General features: G+C 51.6%; 23 protein-coding genes and 2 pseudogenes. 13 read left to right on the top strand and 12 right to left on the bottom strand.

What is annotated here, in order from left to right; translation table 11 throughout:
- Positions 1 to 444 precede the first annotated feature (444 nt).
- The 9 genes and pseudogenes from C2M29_RS13590 to C2M29_RS13550 all read left to right on the top strand — a co-directional run bounded on the left by C2M29_RS13590 (position 445) and on the right by C2M29_RS13550 (position 10,880).
- Positions 445 to 969, top strand: a complete 525-nt coding sequence (locus tag C2M29_RS13590; protein WP_105190316.1) for a hypothetical protein — start codon at positions 445 to 447, stop codon at positions 967 to 969.
- Between the two features lie 15 nt (positions 970 to 984).
- Positions 985 to 2,235 carry a hypothetical protein gene (locus tag C2M29_RS13585; protein ID WP_105190315.1) on the top strand — a complete coding sequence of 417 codons (1,251 nt, stop codon included), beginning with the start codon at positions 985 to 987 and terminating at the stop codon, positions 2,233 to 2,235.
- Positions 2,236 to 2,277: 42 nt separating this feature from the next.
- Positions 2,278 to 3,738, top strand: coding sequence for a hypothetical protein (locus tag C2M29_RS13580; protein ID WP_105190314.1), 1,461 nt, complete (start codon positions 2,278 to 2,280; stop codon positions 3,736 to 3,738).
- Between the two features lie 5 nt (positions 3,739 to 3,743).
- Positions 3,744 to 5,732: a PEGA domain-containing protein gene (locus tag C2M29_RS13575; RefSeq protein WP_105190313.1), complete on the top strand. Its 1,989-nt coding sequence runs from the start codon at positions 3,744 to 3,746 to the stop codon at positions 5,730 to 5,732.
- A 133-nt stretch (positions 5,733 to 5,865) separates the two neighbouring features.
- Positions 5,866 to 6,636: a MotA/TolQ/ExbB proton channel family protein gene (locus tag C2M29_RS13570; protein WP_105190312.1), complete on the top strand. Its 771-nt coding sequence runs from the start codon at positions 5,866 to 5,868 to the stop codon at positions 6,634 to 6,636.
- A gap of 5 nt (positions 6,637 to 6,641) precedes the next feature.
- The gene (locus C2M29_RS13565) at positions 6,642 to 7,709 is read left to right on the top strand and encodes a vWA domain-containing protein (protein WP_105190311.1); all 1,068 of its coding nucleotides are present in this window, start codon (positions 6,642 to 6,644) and stop codon (positions 7,707 to 7,709) included.
- Positions 7,706 to 8,650: a hypothetical protein gene (locus C2M29_RS13560; protein WP_105190310.1), complete on the top strand. Its 945-nt coding sequence runs from the start codon at positions 7,706 to 7,708 to the stop codon at positions 8,648 to 8,650. The genes C2M29_RS13565 and C2M29_RS13560 overlap by 4 nt, the downstream gene beginning before the upstream one ends.
- 96 nt (positions 8,651 to 8,746) lie before the next feature.
- Positions 8,747 to 9,442, top strand: a complete 696-nt coding sequence (locus C2M29_RS13555; protein ID WP_105190309.1) for a DNA-3-methyladenine glycosylase I — start codon at positions 8,747 to 8,749, stop codon at positions 9,440 to 9,442.
- 8 nt (positions 9,443 to 9,450) lie between these two features.
- Positions 9,451 to 10,880, top strand: a pseudogene (locus C2M29_RS13550) (protein adenylyltransferase SelO).
- A 75-nt stretch (positions 10,881 to 10,955) separates the two neighbouring features.
- Here C2M29_RS13550 and C2M29_RS13545 read toward each other — a convergent pair.
- Positions 10,956 to 12,149 carry a dipeptidase gene (locus tag C2M29_RS13545; protein WP_105190308.1) on the bottom strand — a complete coding sequence of 398 codons (1,194 nt, stop codon included), beginning with the start codon at positions 12,147 to 12,149 and terminating at the stop codon, positions 10,956 to 10,958.
- A gap of 229 nt (positions 12,150 to 12,378) precedes the next feature.
- Here C2M29_RS13545 and C2M29_RS13540 point away from each other — a divergent pair, with 229 nt between their 5' ends.
- On the top strand, positions 12,379 to 12,594 hold the full coding sequence (locus C2M29_RS13540; RefSeq protein ID WP_105190307.1) for a TIGR02450 family Trp-rich protein: 216 nt from the start codon (positions 12,379 to 12,381) through the stop codon (positions 12,592 to 12,594).
- Positions 12,595 to 12,602: 8 nt separating this feature from the next.
- On the opposite strand, the pseudogene C2M29_RS13535 reads toward C2M29_RS13540, so the two are convergent.
- From C2M29_RS13535 to C2M29_RS13505, 8 genes and pseudogenes are all read right to left on the bottom strand, one after another.
- Positions 12,603 to 12,818: pseudogene (locus C2M29_RS13535) on the bottom strand (antibiotic biosynthesis monooxygenase family protein).
- Positions 12,819 to 12,961: 143 nt separating this feature from the next.
- Positions 12,962 to 13,624 (bottom strand): hypothetical protein, encoded by a 663-nt coding sequence (locus C2M29_RS13530; protein ID WP_105190306.1) that lies wholly within the window; start codon positions 13,622 to 13,624, stop codon positions 12,962 to 12,964.
- A gap of 27 nt (positions 13,625 to 13,651) precedes the next feature.
- Complete coding sequence (locus tag C2M29_RS13525) at positions 13,652 to 13,969, bottom strand: antibiotic biosynthesis monooxygenase family protein (protein ID WP_105190305.1); 318 nt, start codon at positions 13,967 to 13,969, stop codon at positions 13,652 to 13,654.
- 118 nt (positions 13,970 to 14,087) lie between these two features.
- Entirely contained in the window at positions 14,088 to 14,351 is a 264-nt protein-coding gene (locus tag C2M29_RS13520; RefSeq protein WP_105190304.1) for a YheU family protein, read from the bottom strand.
- Positions 14,348 to 15,322 (bottom strand): hydrolase, encoded by a 975-nt coding sequence (locus C2M29_RS13515; protein WP_199774432.1) that lies wholly within the window; start codon positions 15,320 to 15,322, stop codon positions 14,348 to 14,350. The genes C2M29_RS13520 and C2M29_RS13515 overlap by 4 nt, the downstream gene beginning before the upstream one ends.
- A gap of 181 nt (positions 15,323 to 15,503) precedes the next feature.
- Positions 15,504 to 15,650, bottom strand: a complete 147-nt coding sequence (locus tag C2M29_RS16615; RefSeq protein ID WP_158677986.1) for a DUF3149 domain-containing protein — start codon at positions 15,648 to 15,650, stop codon at positions 15,504 to 15,506.
- A gap of 85 nt (positions 15,651 to 15,735) precedes the next feature.
- Positions 15,736 to 16,209, bottom strand: coding sequence for a TIGR02444 family protein (locus C2M29_RS13510; protein ID WP_105190302.1), 474 nt, complete (start codon positions 16,207 to 16,209; stop codon positions 15,736 to 15,738).
- On the bottom strand, positions 16,196 to 18,109 hold the full coding sequence (locus tag C2M29_RS13505; protein WP_105190301.1) for an ATP-binding cassette domain-containing protein: 1,914 nt from the start codon (positions 18,107 to 18,109) through the stop codon (positions 16,196 to 16,198). The genes C2M29_RS13510 and C2M29_RS13505 overlap by 14 nt, the downstream gene beginning before the upstream one ends.
- A 121-nt stretch (positions 18,110 to 18,230) precedes the next feature.
- Between C2M29_RS13505 and C2M29_RS13500 the strand changes: the two genes are divergently transcribed.
- Entirely contained in the window at positions 18,231 to 18,431 is a 201-nt protein-coding gene (locus C2M29_RS13500) for a YheV family putative zinc ribbon protein (protein WP_105190300.1), read from the top strand.
- A 12-nt stretch (positions 18,432 to 18,443) separates the two neighbouring features.
- On the opposite strand, the gene C2M29_RS13495 is transcribed toward C2M29_RS13500, so the two are convergent.
- Together C2M29_RS13495 and C2M29_RS13490 are read right to left on the bottom strand one after the other, a co-directional pair.
- Positions 18,444 to 18,656 carry a SlyX family protein gene (locus tag C2M29_RS13495; protein ID WP_105190299.1) on the bottom strand — a complete coding sequence of 71 codons (213 nt, stop codon included), beginning with the start codon at positions 18,654 to 18,656 and terminating at the stop codon, positions 18,444 to 18,446.
- Entirely contained in the window at positions 18,653 to 19,639 is a 987-nt protein-coding gene (locus tag C2M29_RS13490) for a WD40 repeat domain-containing protein (RefSeq protein ID WP_105190298.1), read from the bottom strand. The genes C2M29_RS13495 and C2M29_RS13490 overlap by 4 nt, the downstream gene beginning before the upstream one ends.
- Before the next feature lie 227 nt (positions 19,640 to 19,866).
- Here C2M29_RS13490 and fkpA point away from each other — a divergent pair, with 227 nt between their 5' ends.
- On the top strand, positions 19,867 to 20,619 hold the full coding sequence (gene fkpA / locus C2M29_RS13485; protein ID WP_105190297.1) for an FKBP-type peptidyl-prolyl cis-trans isomerase: 753 nt from the start codon (positions 19,867 to 19,869) through the stop codon (positions 20,617 to 20,619).
- Between the two features lie 98 nt (positions 20,620 to 20,717).
- On the opposite strand, the gene rsd is transcribed toward fkpA, so the two are convergent.
- Positions 20,718 to 21,185 carry a sigma D regulator gene (rsd, locus tag C2M29_RS13480; protein WP_105190296.1) on the bottom strand — a complete coding sequence of 156 codons (468 nt, stop codon included), beginning with the start codon at positions 21,183 to 21,185 and terminating at the stop codon, positions 20,718 to 20,720.
- A gap of 438 nt (positions 21,186 to 21,623) precedes the next feature.
- Here rsd and hemE point away from each other — a divergent pair, with 438 nt between their 5' ends.
- Entirely contained in the window at positions 21,624 to 22,688 is a 1,065-nt protein-coding gene (hemE, locus tag C2M29_RS13475; RefSeq protein WP_105190295.1) for a uroporphyrinogen decarboxylase, read from the top strand.
- The last annotated feature ends 69 nt before the right edge of the window (positions 22,689 to 22,757 follow it).

Here is a 22,757-nt window from a genome sequence, read left to right as displayed (position 1 = left end):
TCTGACTTTTGACCAATCTATTCAAAGCAGTTTATACCAAGCTATAACACTCGAATAGCTGAGCCTTATTGTTATATAAGAGGTGGCACGCTTAAGAGTGGTTTCAACTATACGTCCCTTGTAGCTTGGTTACCTCGGTCGTCCCCCTCTTCGCAGACCTCGTCACCTTCAAGTGGCATGAGTGAAACTGTTCACTTACTTAATTCCACTTTCAGCCATGCAGTATTGAATACATCCTGTACTCACCCCTTCGGGCCAGCAAACGCTGTTCAAATCTGTTCCAGACAGATTTGTCACCTCCTCGCGCTGCGACGATACTTAATCGTCGGTCACACCTCGTCTAACAAAACCTTACAATCAATTGGTTGCCTTAATAACAGAAAAACCGATACATATAGGTAATAATTAGGGTAATTCTTCGCCAACTTGCTAAAGGGAGCGCCTATGCGTGTTGTCATTTTATTCTTGTTGCTTGCGTGCTTACCCCTCGCTGCCTCGCAAGCCCCCACACAAACCGCTTATGACTGTAGCGCCGTGGAAATTGATGAAATCGATCCCGCTACATTGACTAAACAGGAGCGCATTAAGTTAATGGAGAATGCCTTGCTTGATTCGGTGAATAAATACAGTACCTGCTTAGATAAGGTGCAGCAGCAAATGGCCAGTGAACAAGCGCAGGCGAGTGTTACAGCACAAGGGCAGACACAGCAAGATGCCCAGGCCCATTCGCAAGGGACCAGCGCAGAACAAGTGACCCAGGACTTACCCTTATCAACCCAAGATCCGGCTCCTACCAAGGAGCAAGAAAAAATGAAATCCGGCGGTGGTCGGGCGCAACAAGTAGTGAAACCCAAGGATAATGATTCCATTATTTGCACTATGCTGTACGAAGAGATCACCAAGGAAACGAACGAAGCGACTAAGCAGGCGTTAATTAAGCAATATGAAGACTACAATTGCACTAAGTAATAGAGGTATCGGCCCATGATATTAAAGAACGCTTATCGACTGGTGACACTGTTATTCATGATTTTCACCCTCAGTGCCTGCCAATCTACGTCTACACGTAATGCGCCACTTGCGGTCGGCCCAAACGCTATCGGGCAAGACCCCTATGGCGCGACTAAGGCCATTCCCCAGAGCGATATTTTTCTGGATGTGGCTGTGCCTGTATTTGACCCCGGCCTCCCCATGGACGGCAACAAGGTTGATTACGACGAGCTGGACGAAATGGATATTTGGCCACAACTGCGTCGCGCCGAGGCTAAGCGCTTTGCGGTACAGACCAAACGCGCTATTGCCGCGACCAAGGCTTTTGGCTCGGTGTCGGTGGTACCCGATGCCAATACCAGTGCCGATTTATACGTGCTTGGTACGGTATTGCACTCCGACTCCGAGTTTGTTCGTCTTGAGGTCACCGTGGTCGATAGCAGCGGCGAGCCCATAGATAGCGAGGAGTTTGAACATCAGGTGTCGAAAAGCTATTTCCGCGATGCCTTAAATAAAGGTAAAGACCCGTACCAGCCGGTGTTCGATCAGGTGGCCGACTATGTTTATGGGCTGTTGATGGCTCTGTCCGAGCAAGAAAAGCAAAGGCTGAAAAACACCAGCCTGGTACGTTATGCCCATTATTACTCTCCCGAGGCCTTTAACGATTACCTCGAGGTATCTATCGACCGTAAAAACGGCACCCGTTATTACAAGTATGAGCTTAAGGGTATGCCGGCTACAGACGATGCCATGCTGCAACGCATCCAGGTATTACGTAATCAGGAAATGCTGTTTGTCGATCGCCTGCAGGATCAGTTCGATGCTTTCCAACAAAGTACCGATGACCCGTATCATGAATGGCAGCGTGAAACCTTGCCCGAGGCGGTAAGAGCGAGAGAGGCTCGAGCCGAGCGTAATACTAAGGCCGTGGTCGGTGCCTTGGGCTTTATTGCTGCCTTGGCGTTGGGTAATAACAGTAATTCAACCTCCACCTCGGTAGCAAAAACCGCAGGCGCCCTGGGTAGCGTTTGGTTGTTAAAGGATGCCTATCAAGCCAATCAAAATCTTAGGGTCGCATCGGCGGTGATTGATGAAATGGGTCAAGGTCTGGATTTAACCCTAAGCCCGCAGGTGATGGAATTTAACGAGCAGCAAGTTGAATTAAGCGGTACCGCCGCAGAGCAGTACCAACAATGGAAAGCCCATTTAAGGAAGATGTACCATCTTGAAACCAGTGCCAATTAAGCGGGTGCCATTCACCTGGATAGCAAGTACAAGGTATTAATTGTGGGTGATGATAATAAGAAGGTGAGCTTAGATCAGCAGTTGCAGCAACAAACCCTGGTGCGGGGCTCGCAGATCAGAAATTATGTTCTGGTTGCGGCAATAACCCTGGCCTTGGTACTGTTGGCCATTGTTTGGCATGCCGTGAGTAGTGCTCCGGCGACCGAGTCCACGGCGAAGGCCGAGCCGCAAGCAGACAGCGAAATGGCTATAGCCGCTAGGGGCGCCTTGAACGAGGCGTTGCGTGAGCAGGTTCAACAGGCCATTTTAACCTTTGAGCAGCAGCATCAGGCGCTGCTCACTAATGAACAGGTTATTGCCTTTGCCCCCGAGTTACAGCAGCAGACGAGCAGCGCCTTTGACGCAGCCTTGCAGGCCTTTGCGCAGGGTCAGTTTCGCCAGGCTCAGGAGCGTTTACAGCAGAGTGATGGGCTGGCAACACGACTAGCCCGGCAGTGGCAACAAGCAATAGATAGCTGGTATCAACAGGCACTGCTGGCGCTCAACGACCAGCGCCCGCAAGAAGCGCGGCTTTATGTGGATAAGATGCGCGCGCTCAATCAGGCGGATGAGCGCATTGACGAATTGCAGCAACGGATCCAAACGTTTGCACAGCAGCAAAGCCTATGGCGTGATTATCAGGGGGCCGTGGCTGAGCGCGATGTCGATAAACAGGCGGCTCTGCTAACTCAGTTAGTGGTGCTACAACCTCAGCGCCAGGAGTTACAGGATAAACTGAACGCGGCCAAGGAAACCATCCGCAAACGGCGTATTGCCCAGAGGGTAAAAGAGGCGCAGCAGGCGCTGGCCCAGCAAAACTTTATCGATGCGCAGCGGGCCATCACGCAATTGCAGCGTTTACAGGCCGACGGCGACACATTGGGCTTGCTGCGGGCACAACTTAGCAAGCAACAGCGCCAGCTTAGCACCGAGCGCACCCGTGCCCTGGTGCTGAGCGCCAGCGAGCAGCAAGCGTGGCAACAGGTGGAGAGCCTGGCACAGCAGTATCTGGCGCGCGCACCGGGCGATAGCACCATTACTCGCTTGTTAGCCCGTGCTGAGCAGGTATTGGCGGCGCAGCGCGCTTTAAGCAATTACACGGCGCGACCCAAGCGCTTAAGCGACAGTAATATTCGCGCACAAGCCGAGGCGGCGCTGACAAAGGCCGAGATCTATGCGCCTTATTCGCAGCAACTGGCCAATAGCATTGCCGAGCTCAACCAGCACCTTCGCCACTTCAGTACCCCCATAGCAGTGACCCTGCTTTCTGATAAGCAAACTCAGGTGCACATCTATGGCGTTGAACAGCTAGGGGAGTTTGCCCAGAAGCAGGTGATGCTCTTACCCGGGAGTTATACCCTGGAAGGGCGCCGAGCGGGTTATGTCAGCGTCAAATATGAGCTGGAGGTGAGCGCAACGGACACACCCATTACACTTACCATAGCGTGCACACAAAGGATTTAGTGTTTATGTCAGAGCTAGATGCGCAATTAAAACAACGACAAAAAAGCAGTCTGCTGCCCTTGTTGATAGCCACCTGCTTGGCGCTGCTCAGTGTGGCGGCCATAGTGATCTATCTGTTTATCGCCAAGGGCCATGCCATTAAGGTATTGCCAGCCGAGGCTCAAGAGCACGCCCAGGTCGAGATTGTCTCCGGCTTCGGCTTTGTCACCGACGAGTTGGTGTATCGCTTTGCCAGCGATGTAAAAATTAAGGTGTCGTCGCCAACCTTCTTTGCCCAGGAGCAGATGCTCACCGACTCAAGCCCAGCAGCCGTTACCCTGGAGCTCAAACCCCGTCCCGGTACTCTGGTTGGCAAGTTTACTCAGCCCTACGGCGAGCAAACCCTTTGGATTGTTGACGGCCGCTTACTGGCCAAGGGAGCCAATATTAGCGAGCCACTGGCCGAAGGCGAGTACCGGCTCGCCATCGAAAACCCCTATTATCAAAACCAGCAACAGACATTGATAGTGGCGCGTACGCAAACGACCGAGGTGGTCGCCGAGTTAACCCCGGTCGACGGAGTCTTAGAACTGGCGTCTATTCCCAGCGGCGCCGAGGTGTATGTCGATGGAAAAAGTATGGGTAAAACGCCACTAAGACAAGCCTTGACGGGAGGTAGTTATGCGCTGGAGCTGCATAAGCCGGGCTATCAGGCGAGTGTTGAGAATGTCGAGATCACCGAGCAGTATCCGAGTGTCACACGTCAATACCAGCTCAAACCCGAGCAAGCCTATTTAGAGATCACCCTGACGCCCGAGGGTGGCAGCCTGTTTATTGACGGGCAAAAGGTGGCACCGGGGCATGTAGCGGTGGATGCCAATACCATGCACAGGGTGCGTTACGACAAACCTGGGTTTTACAGTTTCGACAGCAAGGTGATCTTGCCGCCCAAGGAACAGAAGTTCTATGCCATTACCTTAAAGCCGGAGCAAGGCCAGGTTAGTGTGCGCAGCAATGTAGAGGCCGAGGTGTATATTAATGGCCGCTCGCGCGGTAATACACCGTTAAATAAAACCCTGCCGGCCATCGCCCATGAAATAAAGGTGACGAAACCCGGGTATCGGAGCGTTGTTAAAACTATTACTCCGAGTGCCAAACACGACTCCACCGTGAATGTTACTTTACTGCCGGAGTTTGAAGCCCGTCGTCAAGAAGGCCAGCCCCTATTTGTCTCCACCCTGGGCATGGAATTACAACTATTTAATATGACGCCATTTTCTATGGGCTCACCGGCCAATGAAGTTGGCCGTCAGCGCAACGAGTTCCAAGTGCGGGTCGATTTTAGCCGGCCGATATGGGTGGCTAAGCACGAAGTTACGGAGGCGCAGTTTCACGCCTTCGATAAGCGGGTGCCGAAATCCCAACTACCGGTAACCAACATCAGTTGGCTGACTGCCGCACAATACTGCAACTGGCTCAGTGAACAAGAAGCCCTTGAACCCTATTACCGTATCGTTAATAACCAGTTTGCGGGTATCAATAAAAAGGCACGGGGCTATCGTTTGCTGAGTGAGGCGGAGTGGGAATGGTTGGCGAAAAAAGCCAAGCGCGCCCGCGCCACCAAGTATGTGTGGGGCGACAGCGAGCGAGTGCCCCGTGACGCCGGTAACTTCGCCGATGTCGGTCTCAAGGGCAAGCAGGCATTTTACTTGAGCGACTATCAGGACAGTCATACAGGCAAGGCGCCGGTAGGCAGTTACCGAGCCGACAAGGCCGGTCTTTATGACTTGGCAGGTAACGTCAGTGAATGGGTATTCGATGTCAGCTCCTATGTCACCCCGGACTTGTCCCGGGTGCACAGCGATTACCTGGGTCCCTCGGGTGGAGGTAACCATATTGCCAAGGGCGGCAACTATCAGTCAGGGCGACTGCAGGATTTACGGGCGGCGCTAAAAATCGTTGCCGACGGCCCCAGTGAAACCATAGGTTTTCGCATCGCCCGCTATGAGAGGTAAGTTATGAAACGTAAAGGCATGTTTTTGATAGTGGCGTTGCTCCTGGTCGGCGCATTAACTTCGGTCGCGATGGCGGCGAAAATCAGTTTGGACTCGCCGGCTACCTTCCCGGTGGATATTTAAGGAGCGCGTTATGCCAACCGACAATACTCGCATGAATTTGCCGCCGCTGGTGTCTATCGGCGTCTTTATCGCCACCGTCGTTGTAGTGCACTTGTTGTATCAAGGCATGATCCGCCCCGCGGCGGAGGCCGCGATTGCCGCCCATGGCAGTGGCGCGACGACTAATATCTGGGTGATCTTAAAAGACGCCGAGCAGCAGGCTTGTATGACCTTGGGGTTGTTCTGTCTGATCCTGATGGGCTACAAGTATTATCGCATTGTTACCAAGGAAGAGCCGGTGTTCACCTATGACTACCTGCGCACTTTTCCCAAGGAGGAAGCGCTGAATGTGGATGACGCCCTGGCATTTTTAGAGGAGGGGGAGAGCGCTAAGAACAGCTCGGTGGCCACCTGGATTAATTGCTTACGCCGCTATAAAAATACCCAAAATGTGCAGCATGCCGCCGATGCCATTCGTGATAGCGTCGAATCTCTGGCGGCGCAGCTGGAGGCGGGTAACGCCACCATTCGTTATTTTATCTGGGCCATTCCCAGCATTGGCTTTGTTGGCACCGTGCGCGGTATCGGTTCGGCCCTGGCCAAGGCCGAGGAGGCGGTGGCCGGTGATATCGCCGGTATGGTGGATAAGCTTGGGGTCGCCTTTAACTCGACCCTGGTTTCGCTGTTGCTTTCTATCCTCTTGATGTATGTGCTTTTTCACCTTAATAACCGCCAGGATGAAATGGTGCTGAAAACCAAGAACAACTGTGAAACCCATTTGTTAACCCATTTGCATAAGTAGCCAAGATGTTGAAGCGGCGCGGCGAACAAGGGTTAAACCTGTCCTTTCTCGATGTCATGGCCTGTGGTTTAGGGGCGGTGTTGATGATCCTGATCGTCATCAAGTTTCAGGCCTCAACCTCGGTGCCCAGTAACGAAATAGAGCGACTGCAGCAAAAGCTCGCCGCCACCGAGGAGCAGGCCAGTGCCTTGCAGCAGGAGCTGGAGGAGGTAGCGCAAGCGCTGGCCGCGGCGCAGGCGCAAAACAGTGACAACGACGAGCGCGTGGCCGCGTTAAAACTTATGCAGCAAGCGGCCAGGCAGGCATTGCAAGACCAACAAGCGGTGGTGGCGCAGTTACAGCAGTCGGTAGCAGCTGCGGCGCCGAAACAGGCGGATGACCCCATTGAGCTAAAGGGTGGTGGCGAGGAGAACTACTTATTGGGTCTCAAGGTTGAAGGCCAGCGCATAGGTATTTTGATCGATCACAGTGCCTCAATGACGGACGAGCAGCTTATTAAGGTGATACGCCGTAAGCTCGGCCCTGCACAGCAAAAGCAACAGGGGCCAAAATGGCAGCGTACCAAGCGGGTAGCGAAATGGTTGCTGGCACGGGTACCAAAGCAGTCGCAGGTAAGCGTGGTCGCTTTTAATTCTAGCGCCCAGGTGCTGGGTAGCAGAGCCATCAACTCGGCCAAGGTGGAGGCCAGCATGCAGGCCTTGGTTAAGGATATTGACGCTCTGGTGCCGGAAAATGGCACCGACCTATATACCGCCCTGAGCACCATCAACAGCACCTTTGCGGATATGGATGCGCTTTACATTATCACCGATGGTTTGCCGACCATGATGTCGGGCGCTCATGGGTTTCGCGAAACAAAACACTGTCAGCCAATAAGCGGTAATATGAAAACCATAGATGGCGATTGTCGTGCCCGAATCCATCAGTTCAGCATCGCCCAAGCCGCCCCCAAGGTACCGACCCACATTGTCTTGCTGCCCTTGGAAGGAGACCCGCTGGCGCCGGCGCTTTACTGGAACTGGGCCAATAACACCGGCGGTTTGATGATCGCCCCGGCGCGGAGCTGGCCATGAAGCGGCGTGAACCGGTAGAAATCTTTAGCCTGTCGTTTTTAGACATTATTTCCTGTGCGTTTGGCGCCGTGGTGATGCTGATCCTGCTGGCTAAAAATGGCGATCAGGGTGAGTTTAATGACGCCAGTCAAATTGCCACCCTGGTTCGAGCCTTGGACGGGGCCGAGCGCAGCGTCCAGCAATTACAGCAGGCCTTGAGCGAGGGTGCGGAGCAGTTGGCGGCCGCCGAGGCGCAGGGGGCCAGTAATGCCGAGCAGCAGATGGCCTTGCAGGCACAACTGGCACGAGCCAAGGATAAGGTGCAGCAGCTGACCGATGCGGCATCCGGTTTGGAGCAAACCCTGGTGGAGCGTCAGCGTGCCGCCATCAATGCCCCGCGTGCCACGGTGCGCGATGACGAGGTGGGCGGTATTCCCGTCGACAGCAATTATGTGGTTTTTATTATCGATACCTCGGGGTCAATGAAAACCATGTGGCCACGGGTGCTGAGAACCATGGACGAGGTGCTCAATAATCATCCCAAGGTACAGGGGTTTCAGGTGCTGTCCGACAATGGAGAGGTGCTGGGTGGGCGCTCCCTTGGTACCTGGCGCAGCGACAGTCGAGCGCAGCGCGCCGGGGTGCTACGTGGCTTACAACAATGGCATGGCAGCTCGAACAGCTCGCCGGTGGAGGGGATAGCCGCCAGCCTCAAGGCCTATGCCCGCTACCAGGGGGACCTCGCGCTTTATGTCTTTGGTGATGACTTTACCGGCACCAGTTACGACGATGCCCTAGCGCAAATTAACCGGCTTAATCGCAGTACCGGCGGTACGCCCATCGCCCGTATTCATGGCATCGCTTTTAAGCGCAATATGGGCGCGTCACCAGATATGGTGAAGTTTTCCACCCTGATGCGTGAGGTGGCACGGCAAAATAACGGCACCTTTATGGGGCTTTAGTTTGATCTTCAGGTGGGCGCATTGGGTATAACCCTTTTTGTCATTGTACAAAGCATGTTTTAATGTCTCCCTCACACTAAAAAGACCCAGCAGCAGATGGAAAAATATCAATCTATTTATCAGCGTGCGCTTGAGCGCAAGGGCTCACAGGCGCAACTGGAAGCCTTACTCAGTAAGCCAAAAACCACCGAGCAATTAAAGCAACTAACCGACGATATCTGGTTAGAAGAGTTCACCCGAAAAATCTTTCAAAGTGGCTTTTATTGGGCGGTGATCAATGCCAAATGGCCGGGCTTTCGCGAGGTGTTCTGGGATTTTAGCGTTGAGAAACTACTGATGATGGCGCCGGAAATGCTGGAGCAGAAGGCCAGCGATGAACGTATCGTGCGCAACTTTAAAAAAGTGCAAACCTTGCCTATTAATTGTCTAATGATCCATGAAGTAGCACAAGAGCATGGCAGCTTTAGCGACTTTGTTGCCCAGTGGCCGAGCGAGGACATTATCGGCCTCTGGCTGTATTTGAAAAAGCACGGAGCCCGCTTAGGTGGCAATACCGGTGCTTTTGCCCTGCGAGCTTTAGGTAAAGACACCTTTATGTTGTCGCGCGATGTGGAAGCCTATTGCCGTGCTAATGAGGTGATCGACGGCGGTCTGCACTCAAAGCGCTCCCTGCAGGCCATACAAGGCATGTTTAATGAGCTGCAGCAGCAAAGTGGCCGCTCCTTAACGGAGCTAAGCCAGCTTATCGCCTTTAGCATTGGCGACAATTATGTTGGTATGCAAACCAACTAAGGATAGCTATGAAGCTAGATAACCCCTATGCCCATATTGGTGCCCTGAGTCACAGCGCCCAGGTGCGTCAGTTTAGTCAGCCGCAGTTGTTGCTGTGGAATAGTGCGTTGGCGAAAACGCTGGGGCTGAGCGAGGACGACACCACTAAAGCCCAGCTTGCCAGTGGTCAGTCTTATCCGGATGCTAATGCCTTGGCTTATGCCGGCCACCAGTTTGGCAATTACGTGCCCTTGCTTGGCGACGGTCGGGCTCATTTGCTTGGTGCCGTCACCGATCCTCAGGGGCTGAGCTGGGATGTGCAATTAAAGGGCTCAGGAGCAACCCAATTTTCCCGCGGTGGCGATGGCCTCTGTGGTATTGGCCCAGCGGTGCGCGAATTTATTATGAGCGAAGCATTGGCGGCATTAAAGGTGCCTACCACGCGCTGTTTAAGTGTAGCGCTGAGCGGCGAGACGGTGATGCGACAACAGCCCAGCGCCGGCGCCATAGTGACGAGGGTGGCCAGCAGCCATATTCGCGTTGGCAGCTTTCAGTTTTTAGCCGCGCAGCAGGATGAGCAAGGCCTGGCCCAGTTGGTGGAGTTAACCATCAAGCGTCATTACCCCGAGCTGGCCGCGCTGAACGGGGATGAGCGCTTGTTGGCACTCTTTAGTGCGGTAATGGATAAGCAAATCGAACTGATTGTGCACTGGCTGCGCATCGGCTTTATTCATGGGGTGATGAATACCGACAATACCCTGGTGAGCGGCGAAACCATAGACTATGGCCCCTGCGCCATGTTGAACGGCTTTGACTTTGGCCGGGTGTTTAGCTCCATCGACCGCACCGGTCGTTAGCCTTTGGCAATCAACCGCAGATCGCCAGTTGGAACCTGGCCCGTTTCGCGGAAACCCTGATTGACCTGTTTAGCGTAGAGCGCGACCAGGCGGTGGCCGAGTTAACCCAGGTGCTTAACACCTTCGGCGACAAGTTTAATGCCGCCCTTAAAGCCATGTGGCTACAAAAACTCGGGCTCCTGGCCGAAGATAACGAGGCTGAGGCGCTGGTGGATGAGCTACTGGGGCTGATGCAACAACAGCAGTTGGATTACACCAATACCTTTGCGGCGCTCACCGCCTATTGCCATCAGGGCACCGAGGTGCCCGAGCCCCTGGCCTCATCCTTGGGAGATTGGCTGGCGCGCTGGCAGGCGCGGATAGCCGGGCACAAGGAGCAAAGCGCGGCGTTGATGAGTGCGGCAAATCCGCAGGTGATCCCCCGCAATCACAGGGTGGAAGAGGTGATCGCCGACTTTGAGCGTCAGGGTCACAGCGACAAGCTGGCGCCGCTGCTGGCGGCCATTCGTAACCCTTATTGCCTTGACCCCGAGCATGCATATTTACAGCAGCCGCCAGAGCAGGGCGAAGACGATAGTTATCAAACCTTTTGTGGTACCTAGTGGCCATCGTCCTTTGGCGAAACTAATAAAAAAGCCCGGGCAATTGCCCGGGCTTTTTTAGTAAAATGAGAAGGCTTAGTTAGCCTGGGCAAACGCCTCTGCTTGACGCCATACGCGCAGCATATTCTCGCCGAGGATCTTTTTGATATCCGCATCGCTATAGCCACGGTCCAATAAACCTTGTACCAGGTTAGGGTAGCTGGATACGTCTTTAAGGCCCACGGGTAGTGAGTCACCCACACCATCGTAGTCAGAGCCAATGCCCACATGCTCGATGCCGATCAGTTTCACCACGTGGTCGATATGATCTAACACCTGCTCCAGGCTGGCGAATGGGAAGGGGTTCTTCTTCAGGTAGGCCGCCTTAAAGTCGGTGGTGTCTTTGCCCGCTTCTTTGGCCTTATCCTGGGCCTCATCACGACGGTCGTACCAGCTATTAGCCTTGCTGGTCACAAAGCTGGAACCGAAGTTAATTTGGATCACACCGCCGTTCTTTTTCAGCGCCAACAGCATGTCGTCATCCATATTGCGCTCAAAACCCGGCGTGTATTTACGTAGCGAGGAGTGTGAGGCAATCACGGGCACCTTAGACAGCTCCATCACCTGATAGAAGGCCGCATCCGAGATATGCGAGACATCGATCAGCATGCCGATATTATTCATCTCGGAGACCAGCTCTTTACCGAATGGGCTTAGGCCCTTCCATTTACGGCGAATATCATAGCTGGAGTCGGAAATATGGTTGCTTTGCGAATGCGCCAAGGTGATATAACGCACGCCACGCTCATAGAAGTGGTGCAGGTTCTTAATCTCGCCTTCGATGGGGGAGCCATTTTCCATACCCATGGCCAGCGACATCACGCCGTCTTTAAATTGCTTTTCCACATCTGCGACCGAGTCGGCAATGGCGAACTTATCGGGGGCGCGATAGGCCAGCGCTTCCATCATATCGATCAGCTGATTGGCCAGTTCATAGCTTTTACCTTTGCCTTCGAATTCCAAGTTGGCTGGAATATAGATAGACATGAAGGGGGCGTTTAAACCACCTTCAATGGCGCGAGGGTAATCGAAATCACCGCGCTCGGTGGCCTTGCTGACGTCATCCCATTTGTTATGAATGCGGTAAGGGACATCGATATGGGTATCGATAAGGATGTTTTCTTGCGCCAGTTTAATGGCTTTTTCTGATGCGTGGTAGTCATCCTGTGCTGCAACACTGGTGCTGCCCAGTGCTATTGCCAGCGCTGCCCCAAGGGTGGTGAGTTTCATAGTAGCCGCTCATTATTATTATCGAATTAAAGGCCCATTGTGGCGACATTTGCGGGGTATGACAAGGATATGAGATTAAAGTGTGCAGGCACGCAATAAGGTGCTCATAAACACAGAGTAGAGCGGCAAGGCAAAAGAGTATAAATCAAGGCGGATACCAATCCATACGTATTGTTGTACCGTAAAACACCTTCAACAAAATCGCGACAAACAGTGAATCAGCAATTTGATGAATAGAATAAACCCACGAAAACTAAGTAATAGTAAATGGACAGCCACTCAGCCGCGAAATAAAGAAAAGCACTTTTTAGTCACTGAGGTGGAATATGATGAGGACGGCACGGTGCTTTCGTGTACTTTGGAGGCGATCCTCTCGCGCAATGAATATGCAATCGATTGGACTGAGCTTAAAGATACCAGCCGATGGCAGCAAGGTTGGAAGTAGGGTGACACCTACATGCCATAATCCCGTTCGACTTTAGCGATGCGCAATTTAAACGCCGAATACCACTTTTTACGGCCGTTTTTTTGCGCTTCAAGGTGCTCCATATTCGCTTTCCAACTTTTTATTGCGGCTAAATCAGCCCACTAAGAAACCGTGATCCCCACTTCTTCACGAGCGGATTCAATGCCTAAAAAGCCGGTTTGTTCCTTGGCCAGCTCAACCATTCGTGCGGCGGTATCACCATAGCCTTCATCTTCTACCCCGCCCTGAAGAAACGTGCCATTATCGACACGGCGTGATTCTATCGCTTGGGGAGAAGATTGCAAAGTAAAGGAGTGAAGTATGGCTATGAATTTGAAAGCAAAAGCTAATCAACTTTCACCTTAGGCTCTTTAGATTGGCCACTTAGCAGTTTAGGTATGTCTATACCATTCACCGTATGAACTTTGTAGCCATCATAAGAAAATCCAAAAATGGATTGTTTACCATGGAGAGTTAATTTGTCACCTGGCGAAACCCAATGCCAATCAAAAGAACTTAAGCCGCAAAGACTGTTATTGAATAGCAGCTGATATTCTTTAATCAGTACGGAGCCATTGCAATGCTTTTGCTTATAGGAGCTGCTTTTTTTCTCAATTGTAACAACCATAGTCGCGTCATCCGCCAAGGAGTAGCTAAGATAATGCAGCGTTGTTGGGATACCTAAAGAGACAGCAATGAATACAAAGCCAGGAATTCCAAAAAGGCACATAAGCATATAAGCGACATATTGCATCCATGGACTTTTAAATTGCCCACGTGCTAATTGATAGCGCAGTTGAGAGTCCTTTTTGAAGAATGTGTAAGTCTGTAGTGCTATCAGGGCTAGCATAAGTGGAATGCTCAGCCACGCAAGTGGACGTGCAATGTGTTCATGAACGAGCACTTTTGCAGTAAAATGGAAAACTACCAGCCACAATATTACAATAATAAGGGTGAGTAACGTTATTGCCATCGCTTTATTTTGGTGATGTTTTGTTTTTACTTCCATGTTTAATCCAATCCTTGAGGTAGTTACTCACATGCCATAATCCCTTTCTACCTTGGCGATCCGTAATTTAAACGAGGCATACCACTTCTTGCGTCCTAGTTTTTGCGCTGCAAGGTGCTCCATATTGCGCTTCCAGTTTTTTATCGATTCCAGGTCGGCCCAGTAGGAGACGGTGATGCCCACTTCCTCGCGAGCAGATTCGACGCCTAAAAAGCCGGGCTGTTGCTCGGCCAGCTCTACCATGCGGGTGGCGGTGTCGCCATAGCCTTCATCTATCTCGGTGCGCACCGAGGTAAAAATAACCGTGTAGTAGGGCGGTTCAGGGGTTTGAGCGATTAACGGCATACACATTCCTTGTTGGCTGAGTGGGCTGCTGCTTTAGGTGATCAGCATAACAGCCGCGGGTGAGTTTGGTTAGCGAAAAATGCTGGTAGTGGTACGGGCTGGTATTTGCCAGCCCCGATTAAAACTCATCCCTATCAATGTGATAGTCGCCTTCCTCGGCCTGCATTTGCTTAAACTGCTGGGCGCTCATAATGTTTACTTCTTCATGGAGTTCCGAGTAAACGATCAGTGCCTCGCCGCTTTTTATCAGGCCAAGCACCTGTTCGATTTTCGTTTCCTTGTCCACCTCGGTTTCACCATAGTCGGTGCCTTCGCGAAGAATAAATTGCTCTATGAGGTTGGTAAGTGCTTCTTTACTTAATTCTTGGTAGGGAATGATCATGCGTTTTCTAATTGCTCTAAGAAGTATTGGGGTACGGTTTGCTCTAACCAAAATTCCGGTTTAAACCAGCCGCTGCAACTGATAAAGCCCACATGCCCGCCCTTGGCCGATACGCGTAAATCAACGGCGGCGGAGACATCTTGCGGACGCGGTACCGCCGGCGTTGCCAGCATGGGGTCGTCTTCGGCATGAATTATCAGGGTCGGGGTGGCAATATGCTTAAGATAGGGCTTGGCACTGCTTTTTTGGTAGTAATCCTCGGCGCCGTTAAAACCATGCAGGGGCGCGGTGATCATATCGTCAAACTGCCACAGGTCATTGATGCTGTTGAGCTGCTCGGCACTCATATCAAGCGCGCCTTTTAAGTGCGGCAGCTTGCGGGTCATGGACTTTTTCATGCGGCCAAGCAGGTAGTGCTGATAAATTTTGCCCAGGCTTTTGCGGATCACCTGACAGGAGCTGGATAAATCATGAGGGGCGCTGATCACCGCCGCGGCCTTAAGACCACTGTGCTCGCGCTGCTCACCCAGGTATTTGGCCAGGACGTTGCCGCCGAGTGAAAAGCCGACCGCCGCTAAGGCACGTCCGGGAAAACGTTGCTGCAGAGTGCGGATAAAAAAGCCTAAATCCTGAGTTTCGCCGCTGTGATAGGCGCGGGTTTGTCGGTTTGGTTCGCCGGAGCAGTTGCGAAAATGCATCAGCACCGCATCCATCCCTGTCGCTTGCAACGCCAGCATCATGCCCTTGGCATAAAAGCTGTCGATATTACCCTCCAGACCATGGAGGATGATCACCAGTGGCTTATCCGGCTGGGCCGGTTGTGCCCAGGCAAGATCGAGAAAGTCATCATCTTCCGTGGTGATGATTTCGCGGCTGACATTCACCTTAAAACCGGGGCGAAAAAAGCGCGGTAAAATGGTTTGCAGGTGGCGGCCGGGCATCCACCAGGCAGGGGTAAAGTGGTTACTCACTGAATATTTACCAACAAAATCAGAATACATCGCGCACTATAGTAACAAAGTTTGGCGACATGCTCATTTTTATCGCATAAAAATAAAGCCTCCGCTAATGCAAGATTAGAGGAGGCTTTGTGCGTCGTGCTTAATTTGGTTGGTAGCCAAGGGCGTATAAGCTTGACCCGTGGCGGGGTAATTAGTTTCCTTCAGGAACCTCGGCGTCCATGACTTTCTTCACGAAATAGCCCACATAGAACAAGCAAAGTAAAATCACTACAGTCAGTATGCCAAAAGACATAAACAGCACCGGGTCTGAGAAAAAGTCGCGAAAGAATACTTGCATGATGGCGTCTCCTGTTCCTTTGATATGGCTAGTGTAGGAGAGCCGAGCCGGTGGCAATATGACCTAGATCAAGGTTATTTTAGGGTTAGTCTGTGATTGCGTGCAGAGCTTGATCCAGATCAGCATTTAGCGGCAGTAGGGAGCTGGGTAGATACAAAGCCAGGTTGTTGACCTTACTCTCAGAGCGCAGTTTCAGGGTGTTACAGGCCTGTACCAACTGCATTTGCTGCTGGCGTTCAAATTGCAGTTCGAGGTCGAGTAACTGCTGGCGCAGCGCCGGGTAGTCGGGCAGTGACCCCTGCTGCGCCTTTACCTCGGCGCGCACCTGGCGCAGGGGTTTAAGGGCAAGCTGGTTAAAGGGCGCTATGGCCGTTTGCAGCGCTTGCAACTGGGAAGAGTCCAGGGCTTGCTGGTGGCAGTCTAAATAGGCCAGCAGCAGGCAGAGATTGACGTTCAGGTCGTACTCGTCCTGCCACTGCAACAGGGCTTTTTGCACCTGGGGGTTGGCGTACACCGTCAGGCTAAAGCGCCAAAACTCTGCGGCGCTAATCTTGCTCATAAAAGGCCTGCTCTTGTTCTTCGAGCTCGGTCATCAGCTCCAGCAGTTCTTCTTCCACCTGCTCCTGCTGTTTTGCCGCCTCGGTTTGCTGTGCCAGAAGTTGCTTGAGCTTTTCCTTATGCTGCTCTTCATACAGGCTGTTATCGCTGAGTTGCTGCTCTATCTCGCTTAGCTGTGGGCTGAGCTTGTCGAGCTGCTTCTCCAGCTTCTCAATGGCTTTTTTCAGCGGCTGCACCTGCTTGCGGAACTCGGCTTCCTTGCGCTTTTGCTCCTTGCGGTTGGCGCTGGAATGGGCCTTATCTTCATTGTTTTGTGCAGGCTTTTCCGCCTGATTGGCCTTAAGCAGCCATTGGTAATAGGCATCGAGATCATAACCAAACTGGCTGACCTCGCCGCTGTCGACCAGGTAGAACTCATCGGCGGTGTTCTTTAACAGGTGGCGGTCGTGCGATACCGTCACCATGGCGCCTTCAAAACCTTGCAATGCCATAACCAAGGCATGGCGCATTTCCAAGTCCAGGTGGTTGGTCGGCTCATCCAGTAACAGCAGGTTCGGTTTTTGATAGACCAGCATGGCCAACACCAGGCGGGCTTTCTCGCCACCGGAGAAAGGCGCCACCGCCTCCAGCGCCTTATCGCCGATAAAGGCAAAGCCGCCAAGGAAGTCGCGCAGCGACTGCTCGCTGGCCTGAGGGTCCAGGCGTTGCAGGTGGGTCACCGGGCTGGCCTCTAGATCCAGGGCTTCCAACTGATGCTGAGCAAAGTAACCCACCTTGAGACCTTGGTGATAAAACACCTCACCGGCCTGGGGTTTGATCTCCTGAGCCAGTAATTTGATCAGTGTGGATTTACCGGCACCGTTGCGACCTAGTAAGGCAATGCGACTGCCCGGTACCAAATTGAGCTTAATGCTGTGCAAAATTGTGGTGTCGCCATAGCCGGCCTGGGCGCCATCAAGGGCGATCAGCGGATTGGGCAGGGCATCGGGCTCGGCAAAGCTAAAGTCGAATGGTGAGTCGACATGGGCTGGGGCCAGCTTTTCCATGCGCTCTAAGGCCTTAACCCTGCTTTGGGCCTGTTTGGCCTTGCTGGCCTTGGCCTTAAAGCGGGCGATAAACTTTTCTAAATGGGCAATTTGTTCCTGTTGTTTAACAAATTGCGCCTGATGCTGGGCCAAACGCTCGGCCTTTTGGCGTTCAAACTGGGAGTAATTGCCCTTGTACACATTGATCAATTGCTGATCTATGTGCCAGATTTCACCGACCACGGCATCGAGAAACTCTCGGTCGTGCGAGATAAGCACCAGGGTGCCGCTGTAGGCACGCAAAAAGCGCTCGAGCCAATACACCGCATCCAGATCCAGGTGGTTGGTCGGTTCATCGAGCAACAGCAGGTCGGCATCGCGGATCAGCGCCTGTGCCAGGTTAAGACGCATACGCCAGCCCCCGGAAAAGTCACTGACCGGATAATCTATCTGGCTACTGGTAAAGCCTAAACCATGCAGCAGCTCTCCGGCTTTGGCCTCAATGCTGTAACCCTTCATCAATTCCAGCTGTTGGTGCACCCTGGCCTGAGTGTCACCATCGCCGCTTTGCTCCGCCGCTTTCAGCTCGGTGCGCAGCGCATAATACTGGGGGTGACCCTGCAACACATACTCAAGGGCGCTGATATCCAGGGCCGGAGTTTCTTGCTTGACCGAGGCAATGGACCATTCCTTGGGAATTTTGGCTTCACCGGCATCGAGTTGCAGTTCGCCTTTAAGCAAGGCAAACAGGCTCGATTTACCACAGCCATTACTGCCCACTAAGCCCACTTTATGTTGTGGGAACAAGGTGGCACTGGCATTTTTTAACAGGCATTTTGGGCCGCGTAAAAGCTCGATGTCGCTGATTTGAATCATAGTTACTGCATGGTGTTAATAATGGAGCACATCATATCATGGAGTCCTTGCCCAAGCGGGAAAGTTTTTATGATAAACTGGCGCTTTAAAGCCGGGTGTTTTCGGCCAAGGGGTTGAGAGTATGAAACAGAAAAAGCGTTTTATTGCCGGGGCCAGTTGTCCCGAGTGTCAGCAAATGGATACCATGATGCTGTATAAAGAGCATGATGTGGAAAAAGTACAATGTGTTGAGTGCGGTCATATCATGACCCAGCCGGAAAACGCCGTACAAGCCTCAACGCGTCAGTTTGAGCAGGTGATCGGCGTCTTCAAACCAGAGTAAACTTAGGGTCTGTTAGTAATGCGGCGGGGGCGGCTCTTGCTCCTGTGGCATCACCGAGCCGCTTTGCACCTCGCGGAACTTCTCGCCCAATAGCTCCATCTGTCGGCGCATCTTTGCCATCTGCTGTTGGTGCGCCTTAAGCTCCTCATTCAGTATATCTATGGTCTCGTCTTGAAATGCCACCTTGGCCTCAAGACTTTCAATACGTGCTTCTAAGTGGTTCATGGGGCTCTCTTAATCTCAAAATACTCAGACAGACCACTGGAACTTTCGGTGATCAGTTGATTCTGTTCGCTAAAGGCAACGGCAAAGACCACCGCCGATTTTGGCTGGCTATTGGTTCTGGTTGCAACCTGATAATCCAGCACGCGTTTGCCACTGCTGGTATTCCACAGCGCCACTTCACGACTCGGTGAACCGGTAGCGAGCCACTGGCCATCGGCAGAAAAGCGTACCGCGCTGAAAATTTTCTGGCGGGCAATATACTGCAAATTACTGTGCTGTGCACCTGTTGTCAGATCCCAAATTGTGGCTTGGCGTTTACTGCCGGCGCTAAAGGCAAAACGCCCTTTTGGGTCTAAGGCCACCTGAGTAACGCGGCTGGCATGATTAAAACGGTATACCACCTGACCGCTGCGGGTATCCCAAAGATAGGCGCTGTAGTCATTACCGCCGGTTAGGGCATAGTGACCGTTGGGGGACATAGCCACGGCATTGATCTTTTCCTGATGGCCGAGAAATTCCAGACGGCGCCCAGTCTGTAAATCGATATGTACGGCAACGCCATCGGCACGGCCATACAGCACATAGCGGCCACCCTTGCTTAGGGCGATATCACGAATATGGGATTGCTTGATTTGGTAATAGCCAAGGTTCTCGCCACTGTTCATATCCCACAGCGCAAACTGATCCTTGGTGGCGGTGACCGCGGTACTGTTATCGGCGGCGATATCCAGGGCGATAACCAGATTCTGTTCATCTTCGCTCAAGTACCATTGAAATTTCAGCGCATTGACTTGATTGTCCCAAGCGGCGACACCATGTTCTATTGTTGACACCAGGCTGAAGCGGCCGTCTTCTGAAATAGCGGCGTCATAGGCGCCGGCAGCGGCATGAGGGTGATATTTAACGGCATCCGATTGCTGTGGCTGGCAGGCGACAATCAGGGTTAACAAGGCCGTAACGAGCAGTGTGCGAATTATTATCATAAATTTGCAAGTGTCCCTTAACTCTGTTGCCTCAAGCAGTTAGACTAGGGTCGATTGATTTTTGTTTAATCGCGACTCTAGGTTGTTTTTCTAATTATTTCATTAAAGTAATTAGAAAAACAGCCTCATGCTGGAGTTGGAAAATTAGGCCTTACGCGCTAAGGTCCGTTAATCAAAATTTAGTTTTGTAACCTTAAAATGGCAACCTTATGTTGCTGGAGATAGATATGAAAAAAACAATTAAACTATCGCTTGTAGCGGCGTCAGTACTAGCCCTTACAGCGTGTAACCAAGAAGCAGCTAAGCAAGAAGTAAAAGAAGTAAAACTAGAAACTGAAGCTCAGCAACAAGCTTATGGTATTGGTGCCTCTGTGGGTACTTTCCTAAATAAAGATCTAGCCGACAAAAAAGAGCTGGGTATTGAACTTGACCAAGAGCTAATGCTACGTGGTTTTAAAGATGCGCTAGCCGGTGAAGCCAAGCTAGACGAAGAGAAAATTCGTGAAGTACTCACTACTCTTGATGAGTCGGTACGTACTAAGCAGCAAGAGCAAGCGAAAGCAGCCGCAGCTAAAAGCAAAGAAGAAGGTGAAAAATACCTAGCCGATAACGCTAAGAAAGAAGGCGTGACGGTAACTGAGTCTGGTCTACAGTACGAAGTGATCACCGCTGCTGAAGGCGACAAGCCAGCTGAAACCGATACGGTTAAGGTACACTACAAGGGCACCTTGATCGACGGTACCGAGTTCGATAGCTCATACTCACGTAACGAACCTACCAGCTTCCCGCTTAACCGCGTAATCCCAGGCTGGACCGAAGGTCTTCAACTTATGCCTGTTGGTTCTAAGTACAAGTTCACTATTCCTTCAGAGCTTGCTTACGGCGAACGTGACCTAGGTAAGATCCCTGCTAACTCAACGCTTGTATTCGAAGTTGAGCTACTTGAGATCGTTAAAGCGGAAAAAACTGACGCTGAGTAATCAGGGTTGGTTGTTGCGCGGTGGTCAGTACCGCCGCGCACAAGCGTCAAAGCAAAAAAAAGCCCCGCTCATCGAGCGGGGCTTTTTTGTGTATTGAATCAGGTGTGGTTGGTGTAAAGGTTATGGATCAACTCATCTTCCAACTCGAAGCGAATGCTTAGAGCTTCGCCCAGCTTCGACAGGTCTTTATCGAAGTTTTCCAGTAAATCGTCGTTCTTGGTTTCCGCGTAGTTATCGTTAAAGTCGAGGGCGATATCCGTAGTGGCGGAAATTTGAGGATATAGGGAGCGCGCCAGTTTGAGGCTGTCTTCGCCGCGGCTTTCGCACTGCTTAACAATATCGTCGTAGATTTCAAAGTGGCCGGCTGAGAGATAGTCCATCAATAATTGGCAAAAACTCTGGATATTGGCCTGCTCCGGTAGTGCCTGATCATGCCTACCATGGTGTACCGGGCCCGCTAGGCCACAGTACTGAACTAATAGCTCCTGGCGGTCTGTTAACCACTTATCGATGACGCTATGGCTACCGCCCCATTTTTGTTGTGCTTTTTCCAATTGCGATAACATCACTGCTCTCCTAACCTCTCTGGCGTTACCTCCTATAAAAAGGAAATCTGAGGCAAAGGTCAACCTATTTTTAAGAATTATTATTTCAGATTATTACAGGGCGGAGGTCGGATGATTGCAATCGGCAGCTTAGATAATTAGGGCGCTAGAAAAGAAAAAGCCACCGCAAGGGTGGCCGAATTTCTTTAGCAGTCTCGTTGTACGAGCTTCTTTTTATTATGTTTGTTCTAACTTTTTATTATTATTCTCTAGAACGGCATTAGTTATACCAAGGTCGTATAAGCGTTGCAAGCTCTTTTGATAAAAAGTTAACATTTTTTTATCAACATTCACATTTGCTGAGGCACAAATGTGCATTTCAATGATCTATTTCATCATAGTGAATTCAGGTTATGGTAGAATCTTGGGCAACTAATTTAGAACCGAAAGAGTTACGCCATGAGCGAATTGAAAAATGATCGTTATTTACGTGCTTTAGCAAAACAGCCCGTCGATAAGACGCCGGTATGGATGATGCGTCAGGCCGGTCGCTATTTGCCAGAGTATCGCGCTACCCGCGCCCAGGCCGGGGACTTTATGAGCTTATGTAAAAATGCCGAGCTCGCTTGTGAGGTAACTTTACAGCCATTACGTCGTTATCCTTTGGATGCAGCGATTCTCTTCAGCGACATTCTTACCATTCCCGATGCCATGGGCTTAGGGCTTTACTTTGAAACCGGTGAAGGCCCTAAATTTGAGCGTCCGGTAACGAGTTACGCGGATGTGGCCAAGATCGCCATTCCCGATCCGGAAGATGAACTAGGTTATGTGATGAATGCCGTACGCACCATTCGTCGCGAACTCAAGGGCGAAGTGCCTTTAATCGGTTTCTCTGGCTCTCCTTGGACGCTGGCGACCTATATGGTTGAGGGCGGTTCAAGCAAGACTTTCGGCAAGATTAAAAAAATGGCTTTTGCCGAGCCAAAAACTCTACACCTGTTGCTCGATAAGCTTGCCGACTCGGTAACCAGCTATCTGAATGCTCAGGTAAAAGCCGGTGCGCAATCCTTGATGATCTTCGATTCCTGGGGTGGGGTATTAAGCCCGCGTGACTATGAAGAGTTTTCATTACGTTATATGCACAAGATCGTTGATGGCCTAATTCGTGAAAACGATGGTCGTAAGGTGCCGGTCACCCTGTTCACTAAGAGCGGTGGTCAGTGGATTGAGAAGATTGCCGCGACCGGCTGTGATGCCATTGGTTTGGACTGGACCATAGATATTGCCGATGCTAAGCGCCGTGTAGGCGACAAGGTGGCACTACAAGGCAATATGGACCCGTCTATGCTGCATGCTTCGCCTGAGCGCATTCGCGAAGAAGTAGCGTCTATTCTGGCCGGTTTTGGCCATGGCAGTGGTCATGTCTTTAACCTGGGCCACGGTATTACTCCGGATGTTGATCCTGAGCACGCCGGTGCCTTTATCAACGCCGTGCATGAGCTGAGCGCGCAATACCATAAGTAAGCATTTAAAGATAAAAAAGAAAAAGCCCGCAGTAGCGGGCTTTTTTGTGTCTGTCGTTTTATAACCTAG

Origin of the sequence: Pseudoalteromonas sp. T1lg48 (assembly GCF_002964785.1) — a bacterium.
In the GTDB taxonomy this organism is placed as follows: Bacteria; Pseudomonadota; Gammaproteobacteria; order Enterobacterales; family Alteromonadaceae; genus Pseudoalteromonas.
Note: the sequence above shows the minus strand (reverse complement) of the source record. Positions and strands in the feature narration are given on the sequence as shown.

Excerpts from the sequence above, each read along its gene's own strand:
- C2M29_RS13525 (WP_105190305.1), bottom strand. The coding sequence starts at position 13,969 with ATGCCGTTAATCGCTCAAACCCCTGAACCGCCCTACTACACGGTTATT.
- rsd (WP_105190296.1), bottom strand. The coding sequence starts at position 21,185 with ATGTTATCGCAATTGGAAAAAGCACAACAAAAATGGGGCGGTAGCCAT.
- C2M29_RS13520 (WP_105190304.1), bottom strand. The coding sequence starts at position 14,351 with ATGATCATTCCCTACCAAGAATTAAGTAAAGAAGCACTTACCAACCTC.
- C2M29_RS13495 (WP_105190299.1), bottom strand. The coding sequence starts at position 18,656 with ATGAACCACTTAGAAGCACGTATTGAAAGTCTTGAGGCCAAGGTGGCA.
- C2M29_RS13570 (WP_105190312.1), top strand. The coding sequence starts at position 5,866 with ATGCCAACCGACAATACTCGCATGAATTTGCCGCCGCTGGTGTCTATC.
- C2M29_RS13560 (WP_105190310.1), top strand. The coding sequence starts at position 7,706 with ATGAAGCGGCGTGAACCGGTAGAAATCTTTAGCCTGTCGTTTTTAGAC.
- C2M29_RS13540 (WP_105190307.1), top strand. The coding sequence starts at position 12,379 with ATGAATAGAATAAACCCACGAAAACTAAGTAATAGTAAATGGACAGCC.
- C2M29_RS13575 (WP_105190313.1), top strand. The coding sequence starts at position 3,744 with ATGTCAGAGCTAGATGCGCAATTAAAACAACGACAAAAAAGCAGTCTG.
- C2M29_RS13500 (WP_105190300.1), top strand. The coding sequence starts at position 18,231 with ATGAAACAGAAAAAGCGTTTTATTGCCGGGGCCAGTTGTCCCGAGTGT.
- C2M29_RS13545 (WP_105190308.1), bottom strand. The coding sequence starts at position 12,149 with ATGAAACTCACCACCCTTGGGGCAGCGCTGGCAATAGCACTGGGCAGC.
- C2M29_RS13585 (WP_105190315.1), top strand. The coding sequence starts at position 985 with ATGATATTAAAGAACGCTTATCGACTGGTGACACTGTTATTCATGATT.
- C2M29_RS13505 (WP_105190301.1), bottom strand. The coding sequence starts at position 18,109 with ATGATTCAAATCAGCGACATCGAGCTTTTACGCGGCCCAAAATGCCTG.
- hemE (WP_105190295.1), top strand. The coding sequence starts at position 21,624 with ATGAGCGAATTGAAAAATGATCGTTATTTACGTGCTTTAGCAAAACAG.
- C2M29_RS13530 (WP_105190306.1), bottom strand. The coding sequence starts at position 13,624 with ATGGAAGTAAAAACAAAACATCACCAAAATAAAGCGATGGCAATAACG.
- C2M29_RS13590 (WP_105190316.1), top strand. The coding sequence starts at position 445 with ATGCGTGTTGTCATTTTATTCTTGTTGCTTGCGTGCTTACCCCTCGCT.
- fkpA (WP_105190297.1), top strand. The coding sequence starts at position 19,867 with ATGAAAAAAACAATTAAACTATCGCTTGTAGCGGCGTCAGTACTAGCC.
- C2M29_RS13490 (WP_105190298.1), bottom strand. The coding sequence starts at position 19,639 with ATGATAATAATTCGCACACTGCTCGTTACGGCCTTGTTAACCCTGATT.
- C2M29_RS13565 (WP_105190311.1), top strand. The coding sequence starts at position 6,642 with ATGTTGAAGCGGCGCGGCGAACAAGGGTTAAACCTGTCCTTTCTCGAT.
- C2M29_RS13510 (WP_105190302.1), bottom strand. The coding sequence starts at position 16,209 with ATGAGCAAGATTAGCGCCGCAGAGTTTTGGCGCTTTAGCCTGACGGTG.
- C2M29_RS16615 (WP_158677986.1), bottom strand. The coding sequence starts at position 15,650 with ATGCAAGTATTCTTTCGCGACTTTTTCTCAGACCCGGTGCTGTTTATG.
- C2M29_RS13555 (WP_105190309.1), top strand. The coding sequence starts at position 8,747 with ATGGAAAAATATCAATCTATTTATCAGCGTGCGCTTGAGCGCAAGGGC.